Source organism: Roseibium marinum (assembly GCF_002906165.1).
Lineage (GTDB): Bacteria > Pseudomonadota > Alphaproteobacteria > Rhizobiales > Stappiaceae > Roseibium > Roseibium marinum.
Genome location: NZ_PPCN01000002.1, coordinates 50937 through 72160 on the forward strand (window position 1 = coordinate 50937; position 21224 = coordinate 72160).

21 protein-coding genes are annotated in these 21224 nt (G+C 61.3%); 17 read left to right on the forward strand and 4 right to left on the reverse strand.

The genetic code is table 11. The features are described from left to right. Positions 1-304: 304 nt before the first annotated feature. Positions 305-3097, forward strand: coding sequence for a bifunctional aconitate hydratase 2/2-methylisocitrate dehydratase (locus CLV41_RS07145; RefSeq protein ID WP_103221995.1), 2793 nt, complete (start codon positions 305-307; stop codon positions 3095-3097). On the opposite strand, the gene CLV41_RS27490 is transcribed toward CLV41_RS07145, so the two are convergent. Continuing rightward, positions 3039-3275: a hypothetical protein gene (locus tag CLV41_RS27490; RefSeq protein ID WP_146048531.1), complete on the reverse strand. Its 237-nt coding sequence runs from the start codon at positions 3273-3275 to the stop codon at positions 3039-3041. The two genes, CLV41_RS07145 and CLV41_RS27490, sit on opposite strands and share 59 nt — an antisense overlap. Between CLV41_RS27490 and CLV41_RS07150 the strand changes: the two genes are divergently transcribed. The 16 genes from CLV41_RS07150 (at position 3274) to CLV41_RS07225 (ending at position 17610) form a co-directional block, all read left to right on the forward strand. Then, positions 3274-3984, forward strand: a complete 711-nt coding sequence (locus tag CLV41_RS07150; protein ID WP_103221644.1) for a DUF4129 domain-containing protein — start codon at positions 3274-3276, stop codon at positions 3982-3984. The two genes, CLV41_RS27490 and CLV41_RS07150, sit on opposite strands and share 2 nt — an antisense overlap. Continuing rightward, positions 3981-5303, forward strand: a complete 1323-nt coding sequence (locus CLV41_RS07155; RefSeq protein ID WP_103221645.1) for a hypothetical protein — start codon at positions 3981-3983, stop codon at positions 5301-5303. Before CLV41_RS07150 ends, CLV41_RS07155 begins: the two co-directional genes overlap by 4 nt. After that, the gene (locus tag CLV41_RS07160) at positions 5293-6249 is read left to right on the forward strand and encodes an AAA family ATPase (protein ID WP_103221646.1); all 957 of its coding nucleotides are present in this window, start codon (positions 5293-5295) and stop codon (positions 6247-6249) included. Before CLV41_RS07155 ends, CLV41_RS07160 begins: the two co-directional genes overlap by 11 nt. Before the next feature lie 53 nt (positions 6250-6302). Then, a complete protein-coding gene (locus tag CLV41_RS07165) occupies positions 6303-7544 on the forward strand; it encodes a DUF58 domain-containing protein (RefSeq protein WP_103221647.1) in 1242 nt (413 codons plus the stop codon). Then, entirely contained in the window at positions 7544-8542 is a 999-nt protein-coding gene (locus CLV41_RS07170) for a stage II sporulation protein M (RefSeq protein ID WP_103221648.1), read from the forward strand. Before CLV41_RS07165 ends, CLV41_RS07170 begins: the two co-directional genes overlap by 1 nt. Further along, the gene (locus tag CLV41_RS07175) at positions 8539-9462 is read left to right on the forward strand and encodes an RDD family protein (RefSeq protein ID WP_103221649.1); all 924 of its coding nucleotides are present in this window, start codon (positions 8539-8541) and stop codon (positions 9460-9462) included. Before CLV41_RS07170 ends, CLV41_RS07175 begins: the two co-directional genes overlap by 4 nt. A 157-nt stretch (positions 9463-9619) precedes the next feature. Beyond that, complete coding sequence (locus tag CLV41_RS07180) at positions 9620-10396, forward strand: hypothetical protein (protein WP_103221650.1); 777 nt, start codon at positions 9620-9622, stop codon at positions 10394-10396. Between the two features lie 183 nt (positions 10397-10579). Then, on the forward strand, positions 10580-11242 hold the full coding sequence (gene ccmA, locus CLV41_RS07185; RefSeq protein ID WP_103221651.1) for a heme ABC exporter ATP-binding protein CcmA: 663 nt from the start codon (positions 10580-10582) through the stop codon (positions 11240-11242). After that, positions 11239-11910 (forward strand): heme exporter protein CcmB, encoded by a 672-nt coding sequence (gene ccmB, locus CLV41_RS07190; protein WP_103221652.1) that lies wholly within the window; start codon positions 11239-11241, stop codon positions 11908-11910. Before ccmA ends, ccmB begins: the two co-directional genes overlap by 4 nt. 109 nt (positions 11911-12019) lie before the next feature. Further along, entirely contained in the window at positions 12020-12787 is a 768-nt protein-coding gene (locus CLV41_RS07195) for a heme ABC transporter permease (protein ID WP_103221653.1), read from the forward strand. Positions 12788-12791: 4 nt separating this feature from the next. Then, a complete protein-coding gene (ccmD, locus tag CLV41_RS07200) occupies positions 12792-12965 on the forward strand; it encodes a heme exporter protein CcmD (protein WP_103221654.1) in 174 nt (57 codons plus the stop codon). 5 nt (positions 12966-12970) lie between these two features. Further along, positions 12971-13594, forward strand: a complete 624-nt coding sequence (locus CLV41_RS07205) for a DsbE family thiol:disulfide interchange protein (RefSeq protein ID WP_103221655.1) — start codon at positions 12971-12973, stop codon at positions 13592-13594. A gap of 133 nt (positions 13595-13727) precedes the next feature. After that, complete coding sequence (locus CLV41_RS07210; RefSeq protein ID WP_170107135.1) at positions 13728-14501, forward strand: DUF1223 domain-containing protein; 774 nt, start codon at positions 13728-13730, stop codon at positions 14499-14501. A 346-nt stretch (positions 14502-14847) separates the two neighbouring features. Next, on the forward strand, positions 14848-15741 hold the full coding sequence (locus CLV41_RS07215; protein WP_103221996.1) for a cation diffusion facilitator family transporter: 894 nt from the start codon (positions 14848-14850) through the stop codon (positions 15739-15741). Positions 15742-16044: 303 nt separating this feature from the next. Then, positions 16045-16872, forward strand: coding sequence for an ABC transporter permease subunit (locus CLV41_RS07220; protein ID WP_103221657.1), 828 nt, complete (start codon positions 16045-16047; stop codon positions 16870-16872). A gap of 54 nt (positions 16873-16926) precedes the next feature. Continuing rightward, on the forward strand, positions 16927-17610 hold the full coding sequence (locus CLV41_RS07225; protein WP_103221658.1) for an HAD family hydrolase: 684 nt from the start codon (positions 16927-16929) through the stop codon (positions 17608-17610). A 99-nt stretch (positions 17611-17709) separates the two neighbouring features. Here CLV41_RS07225 and CLV41_RS07230 read toward each other — a convergent pair whose 3' ends face one another. The 3 genes from CLV41_RS07230 to CLV41_RS07240 form a co-directional block, all read right to left on the reverse strand. Beyond that, positions 17710-18930, reverse strand: a complete 1221-nt coding sequence (locus CLV41_RS07230) for an ammonium transporter (RefSeq protein WP_103221659.1) — start codon at positions 18928-18930, stop codon at positions 17710-17712. A gap of 400 nt (positions 18931-19330) precedes the next feature. Continuing rightward, on the reverse strand, positions 19331-20659 hold the full coding sequence (locus CLV41_RS07235; RefSeq protein WP_103221660.1) for an ammonium transporter: 1329 nt from the start codon (positions 20657-20659) through the stop codon (positions 19331-19333). Positions 20660-20679: 20 nt separating this feature from the next. Further along, positions 20680-21018, reverse strand: a complete 339-nt coding sequence (locus CLV41_RS07240) for a P-II family nitrogen regulator (protein WP_170107136.1) — start codon at positions 21016-21018, stop codon at positions 20680-20682. Positions 21019-21224 lie beyond the last annotated feature (206 nt).

The following is a 21224-nucleotide window of genomic DNA, read 5'->3' on the forward strand; positions in this document are numbered from 1 at the left end:
TCACCTCGCCGCACCTTACCCATAAATTGGATGCCGCGGCTGTTTGAAAAGGGGTGTTCCGGCCTCCGGCATCACACCGGCCGCTGATACGGCAATCGAACCGCATCCCGCATCCGGAATATATAAACATATTGCATACCATTGTATACTGAACTAAGACCGCGCTCAGCTAGCTTGTCCCGGCTCGCCAGACTGACAGCGGCCCGGTAGACGAGCTTCATTCAGAGATTCAGACATTTGCAATCGAAGTCGCGGTACACAGATGCAAATGTTGCAATCAAACCATCAGGACGCCGGGATCATCATGAGCTTGTACACAGACTACCTGAATGAGATCGACACTCGCAAAGGCCAGGGCCTGCATCCCAAGCCCATCGAAGACGGCGCACTCGTCAAAGAGATCGTCGCCCAGATCAAGGATCCCGGGCACGAACACAGGCAAGAGTCCCTCAAGTTCTTCATTTACAATACCCTGCCCGGAACGACGAGCGCCGCCGGTGAAAAGGCGAAATTCCTGAAAGAGATCATTCTCGGCACCTCGGTTGTTGAAGAAATCCCGAAATCCTTCGCTTTTGAGCTCCTGTCTCACATGAAAGGCGGCCCCTCGGTCGAGGTTCTGCTCGATCTGGCCCTCGGGGACGATCAGTCCGTCGCCACGGACGCGGCCGAAGTCCTCAAAACGCAGGTTTATCTCTATGAAGCGGATACGGAACGGCTGAAGCTTTCCTACAAAGCAGGCAATGAAATCGCCCGCGACATCCTCGAAAGCTACGCGCAGGCCGAGTTTTTCACCAAGCTTCCCGACCTCGACGAGGAAATAAAGGTCGTCACCTATATCGCGGGCGAAGGGGATATCTCCACCGACCTGCTGTCTCCCGGGAACCAGGCCCATTCGCGCTCCGACAGAGAGCTGCACGGCAAGTGCATGATTTCCGAGGCGGCACAAAAGGAAATTGAGGCGCTGAAACTGCGGCACCCGGACAAGCGCGTGATGCTGATCGCCGAAAAAGGAACGATGGGCGTGGGCTCCTCCCGGATGTCCGGCGTCAACAACGTCGCCCTGTGGACCGGCAAGCAGGCAAGTCCCTATGTTCCCTTTGTGAACATTGCCCCGGTTGTCGCCGGGACGAACGGCATTTCCCCCATTTTCCTGACGACCGTCGGCGTGACCGGCGGCATCGGCATCGACTTGAAGAACTGGGTCAAGAAACTCGACGACGACGGCAATCCAATTCTGAACAATGATGACAACCCCGTTCTTGAGCAGAAATACTCTGTCGAGACGGGCACCGTCCTCACCATCAACACGAAGACCAGGAAGCTCTACAATGAAGCCGGCGATGAAGAGCTTGTCGATATCTCCTCGGCTCTGAACCCCCAAAAGGTTGAATTCATGAAGGCCGGTGGCTCCTATGCGATCGTCTTCGGAAAGAAACTGCAGACTCTCGCGGCCGAGACCCTCGGCATCGATGTGCCTCCGGTGTTCGCGCCGTCGAAGGAAGTGTCTCACGAGGGCCAGGGCCTGACCGCCGTCGAAAAGATCTTCAACGCGAATGCTGTCGGCGTGACCGAAGGCAAGGTTCTGCACGCGGGATCGGATGTCCGTGTGAAGGTGAATATCGTCGGCTCGCAGGACACCACCGGCCTGATGACGGCCCAGGAGCTGGAATCCATGGCCGCGATGGTGATTTCCCCCACCGTCGACGGTGCCTACCAGTCCGGCTGCCACACCGCGTCGGTCTGGGACCTGAAGGCGCAGGCCAATATCCCCAAGCTGATGAAATTCATGAACCAGTTCGGCCTGATCACGGCGCGGGACCCGAAGGATGCCTACCATCCGATGACGGATGTGATCCACAAGGTCCTGAACGACATCACCGTCGACGACTGGGCCATCATCATCGGTGGCGATTCTCATACCAGAATGTCCAAGGGCGTCGCCTTCGGAGCGGATTCGGGAACCGTTGCGCTGGCTCTGGCGACGGGGGAGGCAACAATGCCGATCCCCGAATCGGTGAAAGTGACCTTCAAGGGCCAGATGAAGGACTACATGGATTTCCGTGACGTGGTCCATGCGACACAGGCCCAGATGCTGAAGCAATTCGGCGACAACGTCTTCCAGGGACGCATTATCGAGGTCCACATCGGTACGCTGCTCGCCGATCAGGCGTTCACCTTCACCGACTGGACAGCCGAAATGAAGGCCAAGGCGTCCATCTGCATTTCCAACGACGACACCCTGATCGGCTCGCTCGAGATCGCCAAGAGCCGCATTCAGATCATGATCGACAAGGGAATGGACAACAGCAACGGCGTTCTTCAGGGACTGATCGACATTGCCGACAAGCGGATTACCCAGATCAGGTCCGGTGAGAAGCCGGCGCTGACCCCGGATGACAACGCCAGCTATTTCGCCGAGGTCGTCGTGGATCTCGATCTCATCGACGAACCGATGATCGCCGACCCGGATGTGAACAATGCGGATGTCTCCAAGAGATACACCCATGACACGATCCGGCCCGTGTCCTACTACAAGGGCGAGAAGAAGGTGGATCTTGGATTTGTCGGCTCCTGCATGGTCCACAAGGGCGACATGAAGATCGTTGCCCAGATGCTCAAGAACCTTGAGAAGGCCAATGACAAGGTCGAGTTCAAGGCGCCTCTGGTGGTCGCCGCTCCGACCTACAACATCATCGACGAACTCAAGGAAGAAGGGGACTGGAGTATTCTCCAGAAGTATTCCGGCTTCGAGTTCGACGACGCCGCGCCGAAGAGCACCGCCCGGACCGACTACGAAAACATCCTCTACCTCGAGCGGCCAGGCTGTAACCTGTGCATGGGGAACCAGGAGAAAGCCGCGAAAGGCGACACGGTTCTCGCGACGTCCACGCGTCTGTTCAAAGGTCGTGTCGTTGAAGATTCCTCGGAGAAGAAAGGCGAATCCCTGCTCGCCTCGACGCCCGTTGTCGTGCTTTCCGCTGTCCTTGGCAGAACGCCGAGTATTGAGGAATACAAGGCTGCCGTGGAAGGGATCGATCTCACCAAGTTCGCTCCGCCGCTGCAAAAACCGGCTGCTCCAAAATCAGTTCATTTTTGAGCACCGCCAACCGCATCGATTGATGACCGCCGCCGACGGACAGATGCCCGTCGGCGGCGGTCGATCCGGACGTCATCTTGCGATTCAGCAGGACCGCCAGCACCCGTCCGGCCGCACGTCCCGATAAGGCAAAACGCTCTATTGCGCCGGGTTGGGCAAGCACGTTAAAAACAGTCATGCGCTGTTTTTTTGTTTTTTTTGTTCTTTCAATCGTATTTTTTCCCCTGACCCAATCGCTGGCGCAGGACGCTGTTCGTGAACCCGTCGAGATCGGTGAGTCCGGACGCGATTACCTGCGATCGATCCGGCTGCGCCGCATCGCCGCGGACGTTGCCTATTACGACCCGTCAGCTCCGGCACCGGAGCTGACCACCGGGCTCCAACCGGAGCCTCCGCGGCAACCGGCGGCGGACCGGCCGGCCGGCGATATCAACTGGCCCTTCCTGGTGGTGAGCGGCGCCGTACTCGCCGCGATCCTCTATCTGTTCCTGCGTCTCGGCGGCCGCATGACGGTTTCCCTGAAGCGCGACGCCCGCAATCCCGGCAGCGGACGCCGCAAGGCCCGGCCAGAAGCCCCGGCCTGGGCCGAAAAGCTCGGCACGCTGGACGAAATCCTGCGCATCGACGACCGGCGGCGGGCGCTGGTACTACTGGCGCGAAAGGCCCTCGCCGCGACGGTGGCCGCCAATGGCATTCTGATGCAGCGCAGCTGGACCGCGCGCGACGCGCTTCGCCATATTCCGGACAGACAGGCGCGGCTCGACGCGCTCCGCTCTCTGGTCATGGCCAGCGAGCGCGTGCAGTTCGGTGGGCGAAATGTGAGCGAAGACGAGTTTCGCCAACATGTTGCCGGCTGCAGACAATTGCTGGGGCCGGGCACACCATGAGCGAAACGGAGACCGCCCGGACGCCCGGCACGCTGCGCATCGAAACGGTGGTCATCGTTCTCGTCTGCGCCATAGGGATCGCCGGACTGTGGTATCTTCTCTCGCAGCGGCAGCAGACACTGCGCAGTTCTCCAGCCGGGTTCGACGGGTTGCAGGTCTGGCTGGCCTCAGAGGGCGTGAGCGCGCAGAATTTCTCCGGCGGCTGGCCGATTGACCAGACATCGATCGGACTTCTGGTCGTACCGGTCTATGACACCGCGCTTGACGACGACCGCGTTCCGGCGACGACCAAGCAGGAACTGTTGCTTCAACAGGATGAATACGACCTCGACACGTCCGTCATCTCGATCAAGGCTCGAACGGTGCCGACACTGGTCGTCCTGCCGAAATGGCGCAGCGGGATGCGCCTGACCGGACTTGCCCATCCTGTCCTGAAGGCGGATCGAGACCGGTTGGCGTCAACGCTCGGCAAGATTATCGATGAAATCAATCCCGAACTGATCGACGCGAAGTCCCCCTTCACGGATTTCCCGTACCGGTCGACCGACGGAAAAGACCTGCGCACCCGGATTTACGCGGCACAGATGTTCAAGGGTCGCGACTGCATCCCGATCATCGGCACTGAGGAGGCCATGCTGCTGGCCGACTGCCCCGTCCAGAAAGCCGCCGATGACCAGGGCCGGAGGCTTCTCGTCCTGTCCGACCCGGATCTGCTCAACAATCACGGTCTGCGCCTGGGAGACAACGCGCGAATCGCGCTGGATTTCCTGCGCTCCAAGGCGGCGGACCGCAATGTTATGATCGATTACAGCCTTAATTCCTGGCTGCGCGATCCGGTCAGCGAACCCGAGCGCGAACGGACATGGGCGGATCTCGCCCGCTTTTTCGGCCCTCCCTTCCTGACACTGTGGATTGGCGCCGCGCTGGCCTTCCTGCTGTTTTTCTGGCGCGGGGCGTTGCGCGCCGGGCCGATCCGCCTTGAAGCAGCGGCGCCGGGGGCCGGCAAGCTGCTTGCGGTGCGCGCAAGGGCGCGGCTGATGCGGCTGTCCGGTCAGGACGGCGCCCTGACCCGCGAATACGCCGCCGCGCGGATGTCGGCAACGGCCGCCGCCCTTTTCGGGTCCGCCCATGCGCGCCACTATGGCGGCGAAGAGGCCTTCCTCAAATCGGCCCAGCACCGGCATCCGGCCGAAGCCGCCCGCCTGCGCACGGTTCTGGCCGACATCCGGCGGCTTCCCGCCCATCTGCCGGCCAGTGAAGCCATCCGGCTCATCGACGAATTTGAACAGGTTCTGGAGCAAATACACCATGACGCTTGACGCCCTGCGGCAACACACGGACGCCTTGAGGGCGGAAATCGGACGCACCGTCCTCGGTCAGGAGGACATTGTCGACCTGCTGCTGGTCGCCCTGTTCGCGCGCGGTCATGTGCTGCTCGAAGGCCCTCCCGGCACGGCGAAGACCCTGCTTGCCCGCAGTTTCGCCGCCGTACTGGCGCTCGATTTCGGCCGCATCCAGTTCACCCCCGACCTGATGCCCGGAGACGTTCTGGGAACCTCGATCTTCGATTTCCGGACCAATGCCTTCGTTCTCACCAAGGGTCCGGTCTTCTCCCAGGTTCTGCTGGCCGACGAAATCAACCGCGCTCCCCCGAAAACCCAGGCGGCCCTCCTGCAGGCGATGAGCGAGCGAACTGTCAGCATCGACGGCAGCGATCATTCGCTCGGCCGGGAATTCATCGTGGTGGCAACACAGAACCCCATCGAACAACAGGGCACCTACCCGCTTCCCGAGGCCCAGCTCGACCGGTTCCTGTTCAAGCTGGTGATCGACTTTCCGCCCGAGGACATCGAAATGGCCATCCTGCGCCAGCATGCCGCCGAACCGCTGGAGGCGGGCCTGGAAACGGCGTCGCTTGCCAAGGTTCTGGACGCCGCGGCGCTGGCGGAAACGCGCTCCCTGGTCGACGGGATCATTCTCAAGGACGATATCCTCGCCTATATCCTCCGCCTCATCCGCGCGACGCGGGAAAGCTCCGAAATCGCCTTCGGCGCCTCGACCCGCGCGGCGGACGCCCTTGCCAGCGCCGCCAGAGCCACCGCTGCGATCAACGGCCGGGATTATGCCATCCCCGACGACGTCAAGCGGCTCTTCGTGCCCACCCTGCGCCACCGGGTTGTCCTGGGCCCGGCCGCGGAAATCGAGGGCCGCAGTCCCGCCCAGGTTCTGGAAAACATCCTCAACCAGATCGAGGCCCCACGCTGATCCGCCCGTCAAAAAGACTGCTTGCCCTCGCCCTGATTACGCTCGTCCTCTCGATGATCGCGGTCCTGGCAGGTGGCGCGGTGCGCGAAGCCGCCGTGGTGCCGTGGGTCCTTCTGGCGGTGGCGGTGATCGGCGACCTGGCCTTGTCTTTCCGGCGCCCGAAGGCGCTGACCTTCGAAACGCCGCCCGAGATCTTTGTCGGCGAAACCGCCACGTTGCGCCTTGCAATCGACAGGGCGCCCCGGGATCTGCGGGCCCGGTTCGACTGGCCGGCCGGGCTGGGCGGAAGCGGCGAAACACTCTTTCATCCCGCTTCGGGCGGCCGCGCCACGTCGGAAGTTCGCTGCCGCGCGATACGCCGCGGTGTCTGGCGCCTCGAGCATGTCTGGCTGCTCTGGAAGTCGCGTCTGAAGCTGCTCGAATTCGTGCCGCGTCTGGACGCCGGTGCCGAGATCCGTGTGGTCCCGAACATCCGGCTCGTCCAGTCCGGACAGATAACGACCACGGTCCTGTCCACGCTCTTCGGCGCCAAGGAGAACCGGGCCATCGGCGAAGGATCCGAGTTTCAGCAACTGCGAGACTTCGTCCCGGGCATGGACATCAAGACCATCGACTGGAAACGCTCCGCCCGGCGCCGGTCGCTCGTAGCCAAGGAACTGCGTGCGGAGCGCAACCACCATGTCATTGTCGCACTCGACAACGGCTATCTGATGCGTGAGGAAATCGCCGGTCTGCCGAAGATCGATCATGCCGTCACCGCGGCGCTGGCCATCGCCTGGGCCGCGGCTATCGGCGGCGACCTCGTCGGCTATTATTCCTACGATGTGAAACCCCGCAGTTTTGCGGCACCGGCGCCGGGCCGCGCGGCCTTCGCGAGGCTGCGCCACTGGACGGCGGAGCTTTCCTATGTCAGCCGCGAGACGAACCACACCCTGGCCTTGAGCGAACTGAACGCCCGCACCCCCAAGCGCAGCCTGATCGTCGTTTTCACCGATTTCATCGATACCACCTCGGCCGAACTGCTGATCGAGAACATCGCCATTCTCGCCAGGCGCCACCTGCTGATCTTCGTGACCATCCGCGACCCGGAGCTGGAAGCGCTGGTGGAAACCCCTCCTCAGGACCTGAACGGCGCCGCCGCGCTTGTGGCGGCCAACCAGTCCATCCACGAGCGCCGCCTGGTTCTCGAACGGCTCAGCCGCATGGGCGTCACCATCGTCGACGCCAGGCCCGAGGCGATTACCGCACGGCTGATTTCGACCTATCTCGAGATCAAGGCACGGGAGCTCATTTGATGGACGGCCAGGACCTCATCCGCTCCGCACGGTTCCGCAGGGAACGCGAGGCCGACTGGCGGCGTCTTGAAACCCTGGTGCGGGCGGCGGAGAGCAAGGGACTGCAGCGCATGCAATTCGCCGATACGCGCGACCTCGCCGCGCTCTACCGGCAGGCCACCACATCGCTCGCCATCGCCCGGGAAATCTCGCTCGACAAGGCCCTGCTCGGCTATCTGGAGGCCCTGACGGCCCGCGCCTATCTTTGCGTCTACGCGCCGCAGGAGCGGCTCGGTGGATTGTTCGGACGGATTCTGACCCGTGGCGCGCCCGAAGCGATGCGCCGCTGCTGGCTGTTCATCCTGCTGGGCTTCCTCTTCATGACGCTCGGCGCGCTGGCGGGCTACCTGCTCTATTTCGAAAACAACGACTGGTTCTACGTCTTCATGCCGTCCGAAATGGCCGATGGCCGGGGCCCCGGCGCCACGACCGCTTCCCTGCGGGCGTCCATCTACGGCCACGACAGCGGAACGTCCGGGCTCGGCGCCTTCGCGGCCTATCTCTTTTCGCACAACACCCGGATCGCCATTTTCGTCTTCGGCCTTGGCGTTTTCGCCTGCGCGCCGGCTATCCTGCTGACGTTCTACAACGGCCTCATACTCGGTGCCTTTCTCGCGCTTCATGTCGATCGGGGCCTGGGTGTGGACCTTGCCGGCTGGCTGTCCGTGCATGGGGTCACCGAACTGTCGGCCGTCTGCATCGCCTGCGGCGGCGGACTGAAGCTCGGTTCGGCGGTGCTGTTTCCGGGAGACAGAACGCGCGCCGATGCGCTGCGCCATGCCGGCCGCGACGCGGTGAAACTGGCCCTTGTCGCCGCACTCATGCTCATCGCCGCCGCAATTCTGGAAAGTTTCGCCCGGCAGCTTGTTCAGGATCTGACCCTGCGCTTCGTCATCGGCTGGGGTGTCGGCGCGTTCTGGCTGGCCTGGTTTGTCCTCGGCGGACGGAGAGGGCGATGATCAGGCGCCTCAGGAAAAGCAAGAAGGACAAAGGACCTTCGCCCGATATTCTCATGCCGCCGGAAGGGGTCGCCCTGACCCTGCCGGTCGCCGGCATAGGCGTGCGCACCGCCGCGCAATTCACCGACATTGTCCTGACCTCCATCGCGGCTGTCTGTCTGCTTGTCCTGCTTTTCACTCTTGAGCTGGCGAGCCCGCAATCGATGGCCGCCATCGCCGTGCTGGTCTTCTTCTCCATCGGCGTTCCCTACTATGTGCTCGCCGAGCTTGCCTGGAACGGCCAGACCCTTGGCAAGCGCATCATGAAGATCAAGGTGGTGGCGCATGACGGCGGACCTCTGAGCGCCCATTCGCTTGTCCTGCGCAATCTGATGAAGGAAGCGGAGATCTTTCTGCCGGGCACGCTCCTGCTGACGCTCGACGCGGCGTCTCCCCTGGAGACGACCGCCTCCCTGATATGGATCTCAATCGCGTTGCTGGTGCCGTTCCGGGACCGTTACCGCCGCCGTCTTGGCGACATGATGGCCGGGACCCACGTGATCCATCTTCCGGTGCCCGTCCTGTTGACGGATCTGGCGGTGGAAAAGCCGGCGAGCGGCGCGGACGGGAAGTCTTTTGTCTTTCTGTCCCATCAGCTCGACCATTACGGCGCGTTCGAACTGCAGACCCTCGAAACGCTGCTTCGCGCACGCAGCACACCCACGGCAACCGCCGCCAGCCGGCAGACAGACGCGGCCATCGCAACGATTGTCGAAAAGATTCGCAAAAAGATCGGTTACGCGGAGCCTGTGCCCTCTCAGGATCGGCTCCCGTTCCTCAAGGCATTTTACAATGCCCAGCGCGAGCACCTGGAGCAGCGCCGGCTGTTCGGCGACCGGCGCGAGAACAAGCATTATGCCCACACCGACAAGGACATCTGAGTGCCTTTCGATGTTACGGCATCACAGCTTGAGGGTATTCAAATTTAAACATATGGTGAGAAATCACCATGGCTTCCCGTGCCGCTCAGACATGTGTGACGTTTTGTAACTCAATACATCTGTTTTAAAATTGCTTTGAAGAAATTGGAGTTCCGCAATGACTGACACCCCCCTCGATCAGCCCAAGGTTCCCCTTGGCGTCGGCGCCCTGATTGGCGAAAGTTTTTCGATCCTTTTCGGAAATTTCCTTAAAGTGGTCATCGTGGCCTTCGTGCCTGTGCTGCTGGGTCTCCTGCTGTCAGGCGGACTGATTGGTTTCGATGCCGCGCTCGGAGTGGCCGAGCCTACATTCGACGATCCCGGCGAGGCTACGGCTTTCGGGTTGGTGTTCATCGTGGAAATGGTGATCTACTCCCTGACGACCGCTCTTCTGGTGCAGCTTGCCTATGACGCGAAACTGAAACGGCCGGTGCAGCCGGGACGGTATTTCGGGCCGGCGCTGAGCGCTTTGCTGCCCGTTGCGATCCTGAGCCTGGTCGCCGGCATTCTGGCCGGCTTCGCAACTCTGCTGTTTATCATTCCGGGACTCTGGGTCTATGCGGTGTTCTCGGTGATGGTCCCGGCAATCGTCATCGAACGCGTCGGGTTCGGCGGCCTCGCCCGCAGCGCCCGGCTCACCAAACAATACCGCTGGCCGATCGCCGGCGCGCTTGTCCTGGGCTTGATCCTCATCGTGGTCATAAACTTTGTGGTGGGTCTGGTGATCGGACTTGTCTCATTCATCGGCGGCACCATCCTAGCCGCCATTCTGTTCTCCGCGCTTTCCGCCATCGGAGTGGGCTATATCAGTATCCTCATCGCCCTGATCTACGCCCGCCTGCGCGAGATCAAGGAAGGCATCAGCGTCGACCAGATCGCGTCCGTTTTCGACTGAGGCCGTTGAGGGACCGCGGTGCGCGCCACCGCGGTCCCGGCCGGCACGGCTGGTTCATTCGCCGGGTTCATTAGCCGCGTTTATTTGTTTGTCTCTCGGTCCATGGGCGTATTTGCCCTCTTGCCACCGCACCTTGCCCCCCTCTAACAAGGTAGGCTCAACACATCCGCGCCGGAGCCGATCCTGAAACTCATTGCCGAAAACCTGACCATCGACCGCGGCGGACGCCGGGTGTTCGAGGATCTGTCCTTTTCTCTGGAAGGCGGCAGCGCCCTGGTGGTGACCGGGGCGAACGGCATCGGCAAGTCGTCGTTACTGCGCACGCTGGCGGGGCTGGTTTCGCTTGCGCATGGATCGATCCGGCTGGAGGGCGGCGCCCCGGACACACCGTCTGAAGAGCACATCCATTATTTCGGTCACCAGGATGCGGTCAAACCGGCCCTGTCGGTACTAGAAAACCTGCAATTCTGGCAGAGTTTCGCCGCTGCCGCTCACGTTTCCGGCTTTTCCGGCAGCTCCGTGGACCCCATGGACGCGCTGAACCTCCTTGGCATCGGACATACCGCCCGGTTGCCCGCGGCTTTCCTGTCGGCCGGTCAGAAACGCAGGCTTTCGCTTTGCCGTCTTCTGGTGACGCCGAGGCCGGTCTGGCTGATGGACGAACCGACTTCAGCGCTCGACAGGGTGTCGGAAACGCAGCTTCTGGGCCTGATGAACGCCCATCTGGCGGCCGGCGGCCTGATCGTGACGGCGACCCATTCCGATCTGGCGCTTGAAAAGACACTGATCCTGCACCTGCGGGCCGGCGACGCGGCCGCACCGTCTCCTGAGGAAGCGCTTCAATGAGCACCTGGGCGCTCGCTCTTTTCCAGCGTGATCTGCGCCTGTCCGTCCGGGTCGGCGGAAGCGCGCTTGTGGGGGTGCTGTTTTTCCTGGCCGTCGTCACCGTCATTCCCTTCGGTGTCGGCCCGGATCTCAACCTTCTGTCGCGCATCGGGCCGGCGATTCTCTGGATCGGCGCCCTGCTCGCCACGCTGCTGGGGCTCGACCGGCTGTTCCAGGCCGACCGGGACGACGGCACGCTCGACCTGATGCTGATGGCCGGACGGCCGCTGGAACTGGTGGTGCTGATCAAGTGCCTCGCGCATTGGGTGGCGACGGGTCTGCCCCTCGTCGTCGCCGCGCCTCTGCTGGCCATATTCCTCAATCTCGAACCGGCCGCGATGGGTGCCGTCACCCTGACGCTTCTGGTCGGAACCCCGGCCCTCACGCTGATCGGGGCCATCGGCGCGGCGCTGACCGTTTCCCTGCGCCGGGGCGGGCTTCTGCTGGCCGTTCTCGTGGTGCCGCTGGCAATTCCGGTGCTTATCTTCGGCGTCAGCGCAGCCGACGCCGCCATTCACGATCCGGTGCCGTTTCTGACGCCGTTCCTGATCCTCTGCGCCCTCTCGCTGATCGCCGCCGTCATCGGCCCGATCGCCTCGGCCGCCGCGCTCCGTTTCGAATCAGACTGAGGAAGCGGCTTCAAGATCATCCTTCCCGTCGGTGACTTGAGCGATCGCAATGCGCCGCTGCGACCGTTCGGTACATTGATGGCAACGCAAGACTGCAGTAAAAGCAAACATGGCATTTTGGGATTACGCAAATCCGACGCGGTTTTTGAAGCTGGTCCAGGTGGTTCTTCCCTGGCTGACCGGCCTGTGCGTTCTGGCCTCCGCGGCCGGTCTCTACATGAGTTTCTTCATCGCGCCGGAAGACTACCAGCAGGGTCAGACGGTCCGCATCATGTACATCCACGTGCCCGCCGCCTGGCTGTCGATGATGTGCTATTCCATCATGGCCGTCTCCTCGCTCGGTACCCTGGTGTGGAAACACCCGCTCGCCGATGTCTCCGCCAAGGCGGCGGCCCCCATCGGCGCCGCCTTCACCTTCATGGCGCTGGTGACCGGTTCGCTCTGGGGCAAACCCATGTGGGGCACCTATTGGGTCTGGGACGCCAGGCTGACGTCCGTGCTCGTGCTGCTGATCATGTATCTTGGCCTGATGACCCTGTGGCGCACAATGGAAGACCCGATCAAGGCCGGCAAGGCAGCCGCCGTTCTGACTCTCGTCGGCGCTCTCAATCTGCCGGTCATCAAGTTTTCGGTCGACTGGTGGAACACGCTGCATCAGCCTGCCAGCGTCATGCGCATGGACGGTCCGACCATTCACCCGGATATCCTCTGGCCTCTTCTGGTCATGGCGGTTGCCTTCACGCTGTTGTTTTTCGTGCTGCACCTGATGGCGATGCGCAACGAGATCATGCGCCGCCGCGTGCGCACGCTGCGCCTGCGGGCCGCCAGTGCCGCCCACCCCCGTTCCGCGGTCGCAACCGCACAGCCTGCGGAGTAAGATCATGGACCTGGGCTCTCACGCCGGCTTCATCTTTGCCTCCTACGGCCTTTGTCTCCTGACCGTCCTCGGCCTGATCGCCTGGGTCCGGATCGACAAGGCCAATCTGGAAAAGGCGCTCAAGGACCTGGCGGAGCAGGGTGTCTCCCGCCGGCGGCCGCAAGAAGGCGGTCGATAACCTAAATGAGTGCTCAAGACACAAATGCAGGGCCCGGCAAGGATCCCCGTTCCGAAACGCCGAAACGCAGATTTCCCGTGCTTGTCCTGTTGCCGCTGGTGGTGTTCGCCGCGCTCGCCGGGCTGTTCCTGTTTCAGCTCACGCTTGGCGGCGATCCGCAAAAGATACCCTCCGCGCTCCTGAACAAGCCGGCTCCCGACTTCACACTCGATGCCGTCCCCGGCCTCCTCAAGGACGATATGCCCGTCCCCGGCATCTCGCGGGCCGACCTGCTCGGCAAAGTGTCCGTGGTCAATATCTTTGCCTCCTGGTGCGTGCCCTGCCGTCAGGAACATCCGCTTCTGGAGGAACTGGCGACGGTGGAGGGCATCCAGCTTCTCGGCATCAACTACAAGGACAAGCCGGAAAACGCGCGCCGCTTCCTCGGCAGTCTCGGCAACCCCTACACACGTATCGGTGCGGATGACTCGGGCCGTACGGCCATCGAATGGGGTGTCTATGGCGTACCGGAGACCTTCATTGTCGATGCCAGCGGCATGATCCGGTACAAGTTCATCGGCCCGCTCAGCCCTCAATCCTACCGGACTGTTTTTCTGCCTGAACTTCGGAAAATCCAGCAAGGCGGCTGACGCACCGGGTTGCGGCAACGCTCGTCACATTTCCGCGATATACGGGAAAACCGGCCGTGGTCACCGCCTCGTGACTCGCGATTGACAGCGCGATTGCATATTTTATCGCCATCCAGAAGAGGAATTGAACCAGATGGTGGGTGCAAAGCGCCGGAGAGCCGGGAAAGCTTTCCGGAAGGTTTTTATCGTCGTTGCCGGAATAGTCGCGCTTTCCGCTACCTGGGCTCGTGCCGAGGCTGAGCCTCGAAAGGTCGTTGAACTCTTCACCAGCCAGGGCTGCTCGTCCTGTCCGCCGGCCGACCGCCTTGCGGAACGCCTGGTCGGAGAGGAAAGCGATCTGCTGACGCTCGTCATGCCCGTGGATTACTGGGACTATCTCGGCTGGAAGGACACGCTCGCCAGCCCGGCCCATTCCCAGCGCCAGCGCGCTTACGCGGCCCGCCGTGGCGACCGTTCGGTCTATACCCCGCAAATGGTCGTCAATGGCAATGAACATGTTGTCGGCAGCCGCGAAAGTGATGTCCGCGCGGCCCTTGCCCGCACCGACCCTTTCACCGCAACGGTCGATCTGAAAATCTCCGACATGGTCGTGCAGGCCGCCGTGGACGGAACCCTGCCCGGGAACGCCGCGATGGCGACGGTCTATTTCGTGCGCATGCAGGAGGAGGCGGCGGTAGATATCGGCCGCGGGGAAAATGCCGGACGGAAAATCCGATATGTGAATGTCGTCCGCAATCTCCAGCCCATCGGCATGTGGTCGGGCGGCGCGGAAACCTTCCGCATGCCGAAATCCAAGCTGATGCTGAAAGGTGACGCCCGCTGCGCCATTTTGATCCAGGTGGAAGACCAGGACGGCCCGGGAGCCATTATCGGCGCCACGGTTCTGGACTGGAAAGGCGGGTCCTGAAGCGTCTGGCGCCTCAGGATCGATCCCCCTTGCTTCCGGCTGGCGATCCCTTGCCCAGCGATTGCTGACCAAATTTCAAACGTTCTGCTGATTTCGCGGGAATAATCGCGCCGTGTGCCTTGTAACCCGCGCAAAAACTGCTACCCCTTGCCCCGGCTTGATCGGCACATCAGATCGACAGACCTCCGATCGAAACGGACTGGAGGTCTAAAAGTTGATCGATTTTAAAGTGTTGGAGCATCTGGCCGCGTTCAATTGAACGCAGGAAACCTGGAATATCTTGGGTTTGATCGGCATTTCCGCCTTCGCGCGTTTTGTCCGGAGCGGATTGATCCGGGGGTATGGCATGAACCTGAAGCGCAGGCTACGGATTGCCTTCTCAAGCATCGTGATCGGCATCGTCGTGCTCGGCCTCAAATTCGCCGCCTATTGGCTGACCGGATCCGTCGCCCTTTTCTCCGATGCCCTGGAAACGACCGTCAATATCGCGGCCTCGATCGCAACCCTGGCGGCCGTATGGTTCGCGGCCAAACCCGCCGACAGCAATCATCCCTACGGTCACGACAAGGCCGAATATTTCGCGGCCGTTCTGGTTGGCGTCATGATCGTCCTTGCGGCGATATCCATTTTTTATGCGTCCTGGATCGGCTTTACCAGTGGCCGCAGCCCGCATTATTCCCCGGCGGGTATCGCCATGAACCTGACCGCCGCCATCATCAACGCGCTCTGGGCACGCTATCTGATGTACTACGGCAAGAAGTCCAGGTCACCGGCGCTGCTGGCCGATGGCAGACACCTGATGACGGATGTCATAACGTCGGCCGGTGTGCTGACCGGCGTCGTTCTCGTGCTGATGACGGGTTGGAAGCTCCTCGATCCGGCTCTCGCCGCTCTTGTCGGCTTCGCTGTCCTCTGGTCCGGCTGGGGGCTGGTCAAGGAATCTGTCGGCGGTCTCATGGATGAAGCCGCCTCGGCTGACGTCCTGGACAAGATCCGCCTGCAGATTTCCGAACATGGCGAGGGTGCCCTGGAAGCCCATGACCTACGCTCCCGAATTGCCGGCAAGTCGACCTTCGTCGATTTTCATCTGGTCGTTCCAGGAGAAATGTCGGTTGAAGCCGCTCACGATATCTGCGACAGGATCGAGGTAGCCATCGCGGAAGATGTACCCGGCGCCCGGGTCACCATTCATGTGGAACCCGAACACAAGGCGAAACATTCCGGTATTGTCGTTCTCTAGGGTCTGTGGACAATTAGGTTTAGGTCGCGGCGCGAGCCGGATTTCGGTGTCCGAACAGAAGGAAAGTCCGCAGTGGTGCCGCCCACCACAAGGACTTTCCGACGCAGTCGGGACCGAAATCCGCCGCGTCTCGAAGAGATTTGGCGCAAAACGCCCATTTCGGCGTCCCAATGTCTTGAAAGGGAACACCCTTCCTGCGACCTTGCTTCTTGAACTGGGCGTTTTGCATCCAAACCTCGACCAAATCCTTATTGTCCACAGACCCTAGACGGTCGGAATATTTTTTAACAGGACGATCCGAAAATGCCTTCCTGGCGGCGGTTTCACGCCCAGCTTGCAGATCATATCATTCTGATTGCCGGATCGCTCTTCATGGTGCTGCCGGTCTATTCCCTGTTCGCGGCGACAACCCACAAGGCTGGCACTCCCATGATGCCGCGGCTGGATATGGGCGGCAGCGCGCTGGAGAACTACAGCCGTTTCCTGACATCGGGCTACGGCTTTTCCGGCGAGGTGACGGCGCTCACGATGCTGTGGAATTCTTTCCTGCTCGGCGCGGGCTTCGCCGGGTTGAAGGTGGTCCTTTCGCTCGTCACCGCCTATGCGCTGATCTATTTCCGCGTCCGCTTCGCAAACCTTATCTTCGCCGTTCTTCTGCTCACGCTCCTGCTGCCGCTGGAATCCCGTTTCCTGCCAACATATGACGTCGTCGCGGACCTCGGCCTGGTGAACACGCGTGCCGGGCTCATTTTCCCGCTTGTTGCTTCCGGCCTGGGAACGCTGTTCTTCCGTCAGTTCCTGCTGACGGTGCCGGACACGCTGATGGAATCCGCGCGCCTGGACGGGGCCGGTCCCCTCAGGTTCTTCAGGGATATTCTGCTGCCGCTTTCCCTGCCGACGGCCGGAGCGCTGTTTCTGGTGCTGTTCGTCACCGGATGGAACCAGTATCTGTGGCCCGTCATGGTGACATCGAAGGAAAGCACCTACACGCTTGTCCGGGGCATGCAGTTTTTCGGCCGCGCCAGCCTGCCCGGATTGATGCTCGCGGTGTTGGCGGTGCTGCCCCCCGCACTGCTTGTCATCTTGTTTCAAAGACAAGTGGTTAAAGGTCTGTTCGACGGCTCACACTAGGGTACAGACTCAGGTTGCGACGCTCTGCCGGAACCGTTCGAAAGGTGAAAACCGATGGCATTTGATGCGATCCTGTTCGATTGCGACGGCGTTCTGGTCGATTCTGAAAAAATCTATGTGGAAGTGGAACGCGAGCACCTGGCAAGGATCGGCCTTCATTACGATCTGAAAGACTATATGGACCGGTTCCAGGGCCTCGGCGGCACGGATTTCTGGGCCGCGGTGGAAAGCGACCATCATGCGCTCGGCAAGGGATCTTTGCCGGGCACATTCGCTCCGGATCTGGACGCCGCGACCCTTGAGCGGATCAACACCGAACTCACCGACATTGCGGGCATCAAGAACCTGCTGGAGGCGCATGGGGGAACGCGGGCAGTCGCATCCTCCTCCCGTCTGCACCGGCTGCACCACAAGCTGCGCCATACCGGTCTTCACGCCTATTTCGAGCCGCACATCTATTCAGGTGAACAGGTGGCGAACGGCAAACCGGCACCGGATCTCTTTCTCTTCACTGCCGGCAAGCTGGGTGTGTCCCCGGCCGCGACACTTGTCATCGAAGACAGCACCAACGGGGTCAAGGCCGGACTGGCGGCGGGCATGACCGTCTGGGGGTTTGTCGGTGGCGGTCACAGCCATGACGGCCATGCCGGGCAGCTTGAGGCCGCCGGTGCTCACAGGATCGTCGACAGCCATGACAATCTGGCCGCCATGCTGGCGGAAGCCGGACCGGTCGCTTAAAGCACACGGCTGCCTCCCCATCCCTCCGTCCCGGCCTTGAGCCGGGACAGTGCGGTGCGACAACCCATAGGTCGCAAAACCGGACCCTGCCTTCGACCTTTACCTGCCCAGATCGCTTTCCGGATTGGCGCTGATCTTGTGGATGGAAAGATCCGCCCCCAGATGCTCTTCTTCCGCGGTCAGGCGCAGGCCCGTCACAGCCTTCAGAAGGCCATAGACGGCAAGGCCGGCACCAAACGCATAAACGGCGCCCAGCACGGTACCGGCAAGCTGCGCCAGTGGCGACACGCCGCCCAGACCGCCAAGCGCCTCGAGCCCGAAGAACCCGGCGGCAATGCCGCCCCAGGCGCCGCAGATGCCATGCAGCGGCCAGACTCCGAGAACGTCGTCGATTTTCAGCTTGTTCTGGCAGATCTCGAAGCCGGTCACGAAGATCCCTCCTGCGATACCACCGACAACCAGACTTCCCGCGGGATGCATGATGTCCGAACCGGCGCACACGGCGACCAGACCGGCAAGCGCACCGTTGTGGACGAAACCCGGGTCGTTCTTCCCGACCACGAGGGCGGCGAGGATGCCGCCGGCCATGGCCATCAGCGAGTTGATCGCGACAAGACCGGAAACGCCCTCAAGCGACCCCGCCGTCATCACGTTGAAACCGAACCAGCCGACGCAAAGCATCCACGAACCCATGGCGAGCCAGGGCAGCGAGGAAGGCGGAATGCCGACCGGGCGGCCGTTGCGGTCGTAGCGGCCAAGGCGTGCGCCCAGCAGCAGCACGGCGGCCAGAGCGATCCAGCCCCCGACGGCATGGACCACCACGGATCCCGCGAAATCGTGGAAGGGCGCTCCGAAGGACGCTTCTAACCAGGTTTGAACACCGAAATTACCGTTCCAGATCACGCCTTCGAAAAGCGGATAGACAATGCCGACAAGCGCGACGGTCGCGAGGCATTGCGGCCAGAACTTCATCCGCTCGGCGATACCGCCGGAGATAATCGCCGGAATGGCGGCGGCGAAGGTGGTCAGAAAGAAGAACTTCACAAGCGTCAGGCCCTGCAGCTCGAAACCTTCCCCGCCACCGGACAGATCCGCGGCATTCACCAGAAAGGTCGTGCCATAGGCGACGGCATAACCGACGAAGAAATAGGTCACGGTCGACAACGCGAAGTCGACGAGAATCTTCACCAGTGCATTGACCTGGTTCTTTTGCCGCACGGTACCGACTTCGAGAAATGCGAAACCGCCATGCATGGCGAAGACGAGAATAGCCCCCACAAGAACGAAAAAGACGTTCCCCCCAACCCCTGTTACACTCATTTCTGACCCCCAACCAGGCAATTTGCCGCTTGTTTGTGCTTTTGGAACCGCAAGCCATACAAGCCGCATGCCAATCGGGCAGAAGACTAAAAAATACGCAGAAATCAGCCGATCTATTGGGCATACCCGGAATCGGGTAACGTCGAACAAATTTGATAGTGATTATTTAATAGTCAAATGCCTAATTTTTAGATCGGCCTGAGAACCTCCGGTCAGCGCGATTGGAGGTGCGTCGATCTATTTTACAGTGTGAGAGCATCCGGCAATCAGCCGAACGCGGGATGCCCTGAGTTCCCTCTCCATCAGGACGCAAAAAAAAGCCCGGAGAGAACTCCGGGCTTTCCAAGTTTGCGGTCTGAGCCAATAGACCGCCTGGGAGATTTTGTTTCAGCGCGTCTTTTTAGAGGCGCTGGGAACCCACCCCGAATTCCGGATAGGCTTCCACGCCGACTTCGACCTTGTCGAGCCCGAGCGCTTCCTCTTCTTCCGAAACCCGGATACCAATGGTGGCTTTCAGGATGAACCAGACGATTGCCGAAGCGACCAGCGTGAACACGCCGTAGGCAACGATACCGGTGATCTGAACGCCCCAGGAGGCATCGGTGTTGGAGAGCGGCACGATCAGGGTGCCCCAGATACCTGCCAGCAGGTGAACCGGGATGGCGCCGACCACGTCATCGATTTTCAGCTTGTCCAGCAACGGCACTGTGAAGACGACGATCGCTCCGCCGACAGCACCGATGAACACGGTCTGCCAGACACTCGGAGCCAGTGGCTCGGCGGTGATGGAAACGAGACCGGCAAGAGCGCCGTTCAGGGCCATCGTCACGTCGACCTTCTTGTACAGGATCTGTGTGAGGATCACCGCCATTACCACGCCGGCCGCAGCCGCCATGTTGGTATTGGCGAAGATGCGGGAGACGTCGGAAACGTCGCTGATGGTGCCCATTGCGAGCTGGGACGCACCGTTAAAGCCGAACCAGCCGAGCCACAGGATGAACGTACCCAGGGTCGCCAGCGGCATGGAGGAACCGGGGAACGGATGGACCGAACCGTCGGCACCGTATTTGCCTTTGCGGGCACCCAGGATGAGAGCGCCGGCAAGAGCGGCCCAGCCACCGACGGAGTGAACCAGCGTGGAACCGGCGAAGTCGGAGAAGCCCATTTCAGAGAGCCAGCCCGCGCCCCACTGCCAGGAACCGGCGATCGGGTAGATGAAGCCGGTCAGCACAACGGTGAACAGCAGGAAAGGCCACAGCTTGATACGCTCGGCCAGGGTGCCGGACACGATCGACGCGGTCGTCGCGCAGAACACCATCTGGAAGAACCAGTCGGATGCCGTGGAATAACCGGTGTCGAGCGCATCGCCGCCGACAGCGTCGAAGGCATAGGGACCGAAGGATCCCATGAACCCGCCGTCAACGCCGGTATACATGAGATTGTAACCGGTGATCCAGTACATCAGGCCCGCAATGGAGTAGAGCGTGATGTTCTTCAGGCACTGCATGGAGACGTTTTTGGAACGGACCAGACCGGCTTCCAGCATGGCAAAGCCGGCAGCCATCCACATCACGAGGAAACCGCCGATCAGGAACAGCAGCGTGTTTAGAATGTAGGCGACTTCAGGGGACACGGGCGGAATAGCCACGGTGTCCTGGGCGAGGGCCGGCATCACCGAGAGGCTCAGCAAGGCCAGCGACGTCGCGCCCTTAGCGACAAGTTTTTTCATGATACGTTTCCTTACCTGAATCAAAGAGCTTCGGCGTCGGTTTCGCCGGTACGGATGCGGACGACCTGGTCGATCGAGTGGACGAAGATCTTGCCGTCTCCGATCTGACCGGTTTTCGCAGCGCCTGAAATCACCTCGACAACCTTGTCGACAGAAGCGCTGTCGACAGCGACTTCGATCTTCAGCTTCGGCAGGAAGCTGACTGCGTATTCGGTGCCGCGATAGATTTCGGTGTGACCTTTCTGGCGGCCATAGCCTTTGACTTCAGTCACCGTCAGCCCCTGGATGCCGATGCCTGTAAGGGCATCGCGCACTTCGTCGAGCTTGAACGGCTTGATGATGGCCATCACTATTTTCATTGCTCGTTCCATTCCCCTTCTTAGCGCCCCTTCCCATCGAAGAAGCTCCGCCGACCGGCCCGGAATTCGCGCCTGTTTCAAATCCCCCTCTGGAAGGATCTGCTCAGGTCTTTGCCTATGCCACGCTGCGTGACCCGGAACGGTTCCGGCCATTGCTAATCAAGGACCGTGCCAACTTTTGAATCATGGATGGTTTTTCGCAGAAA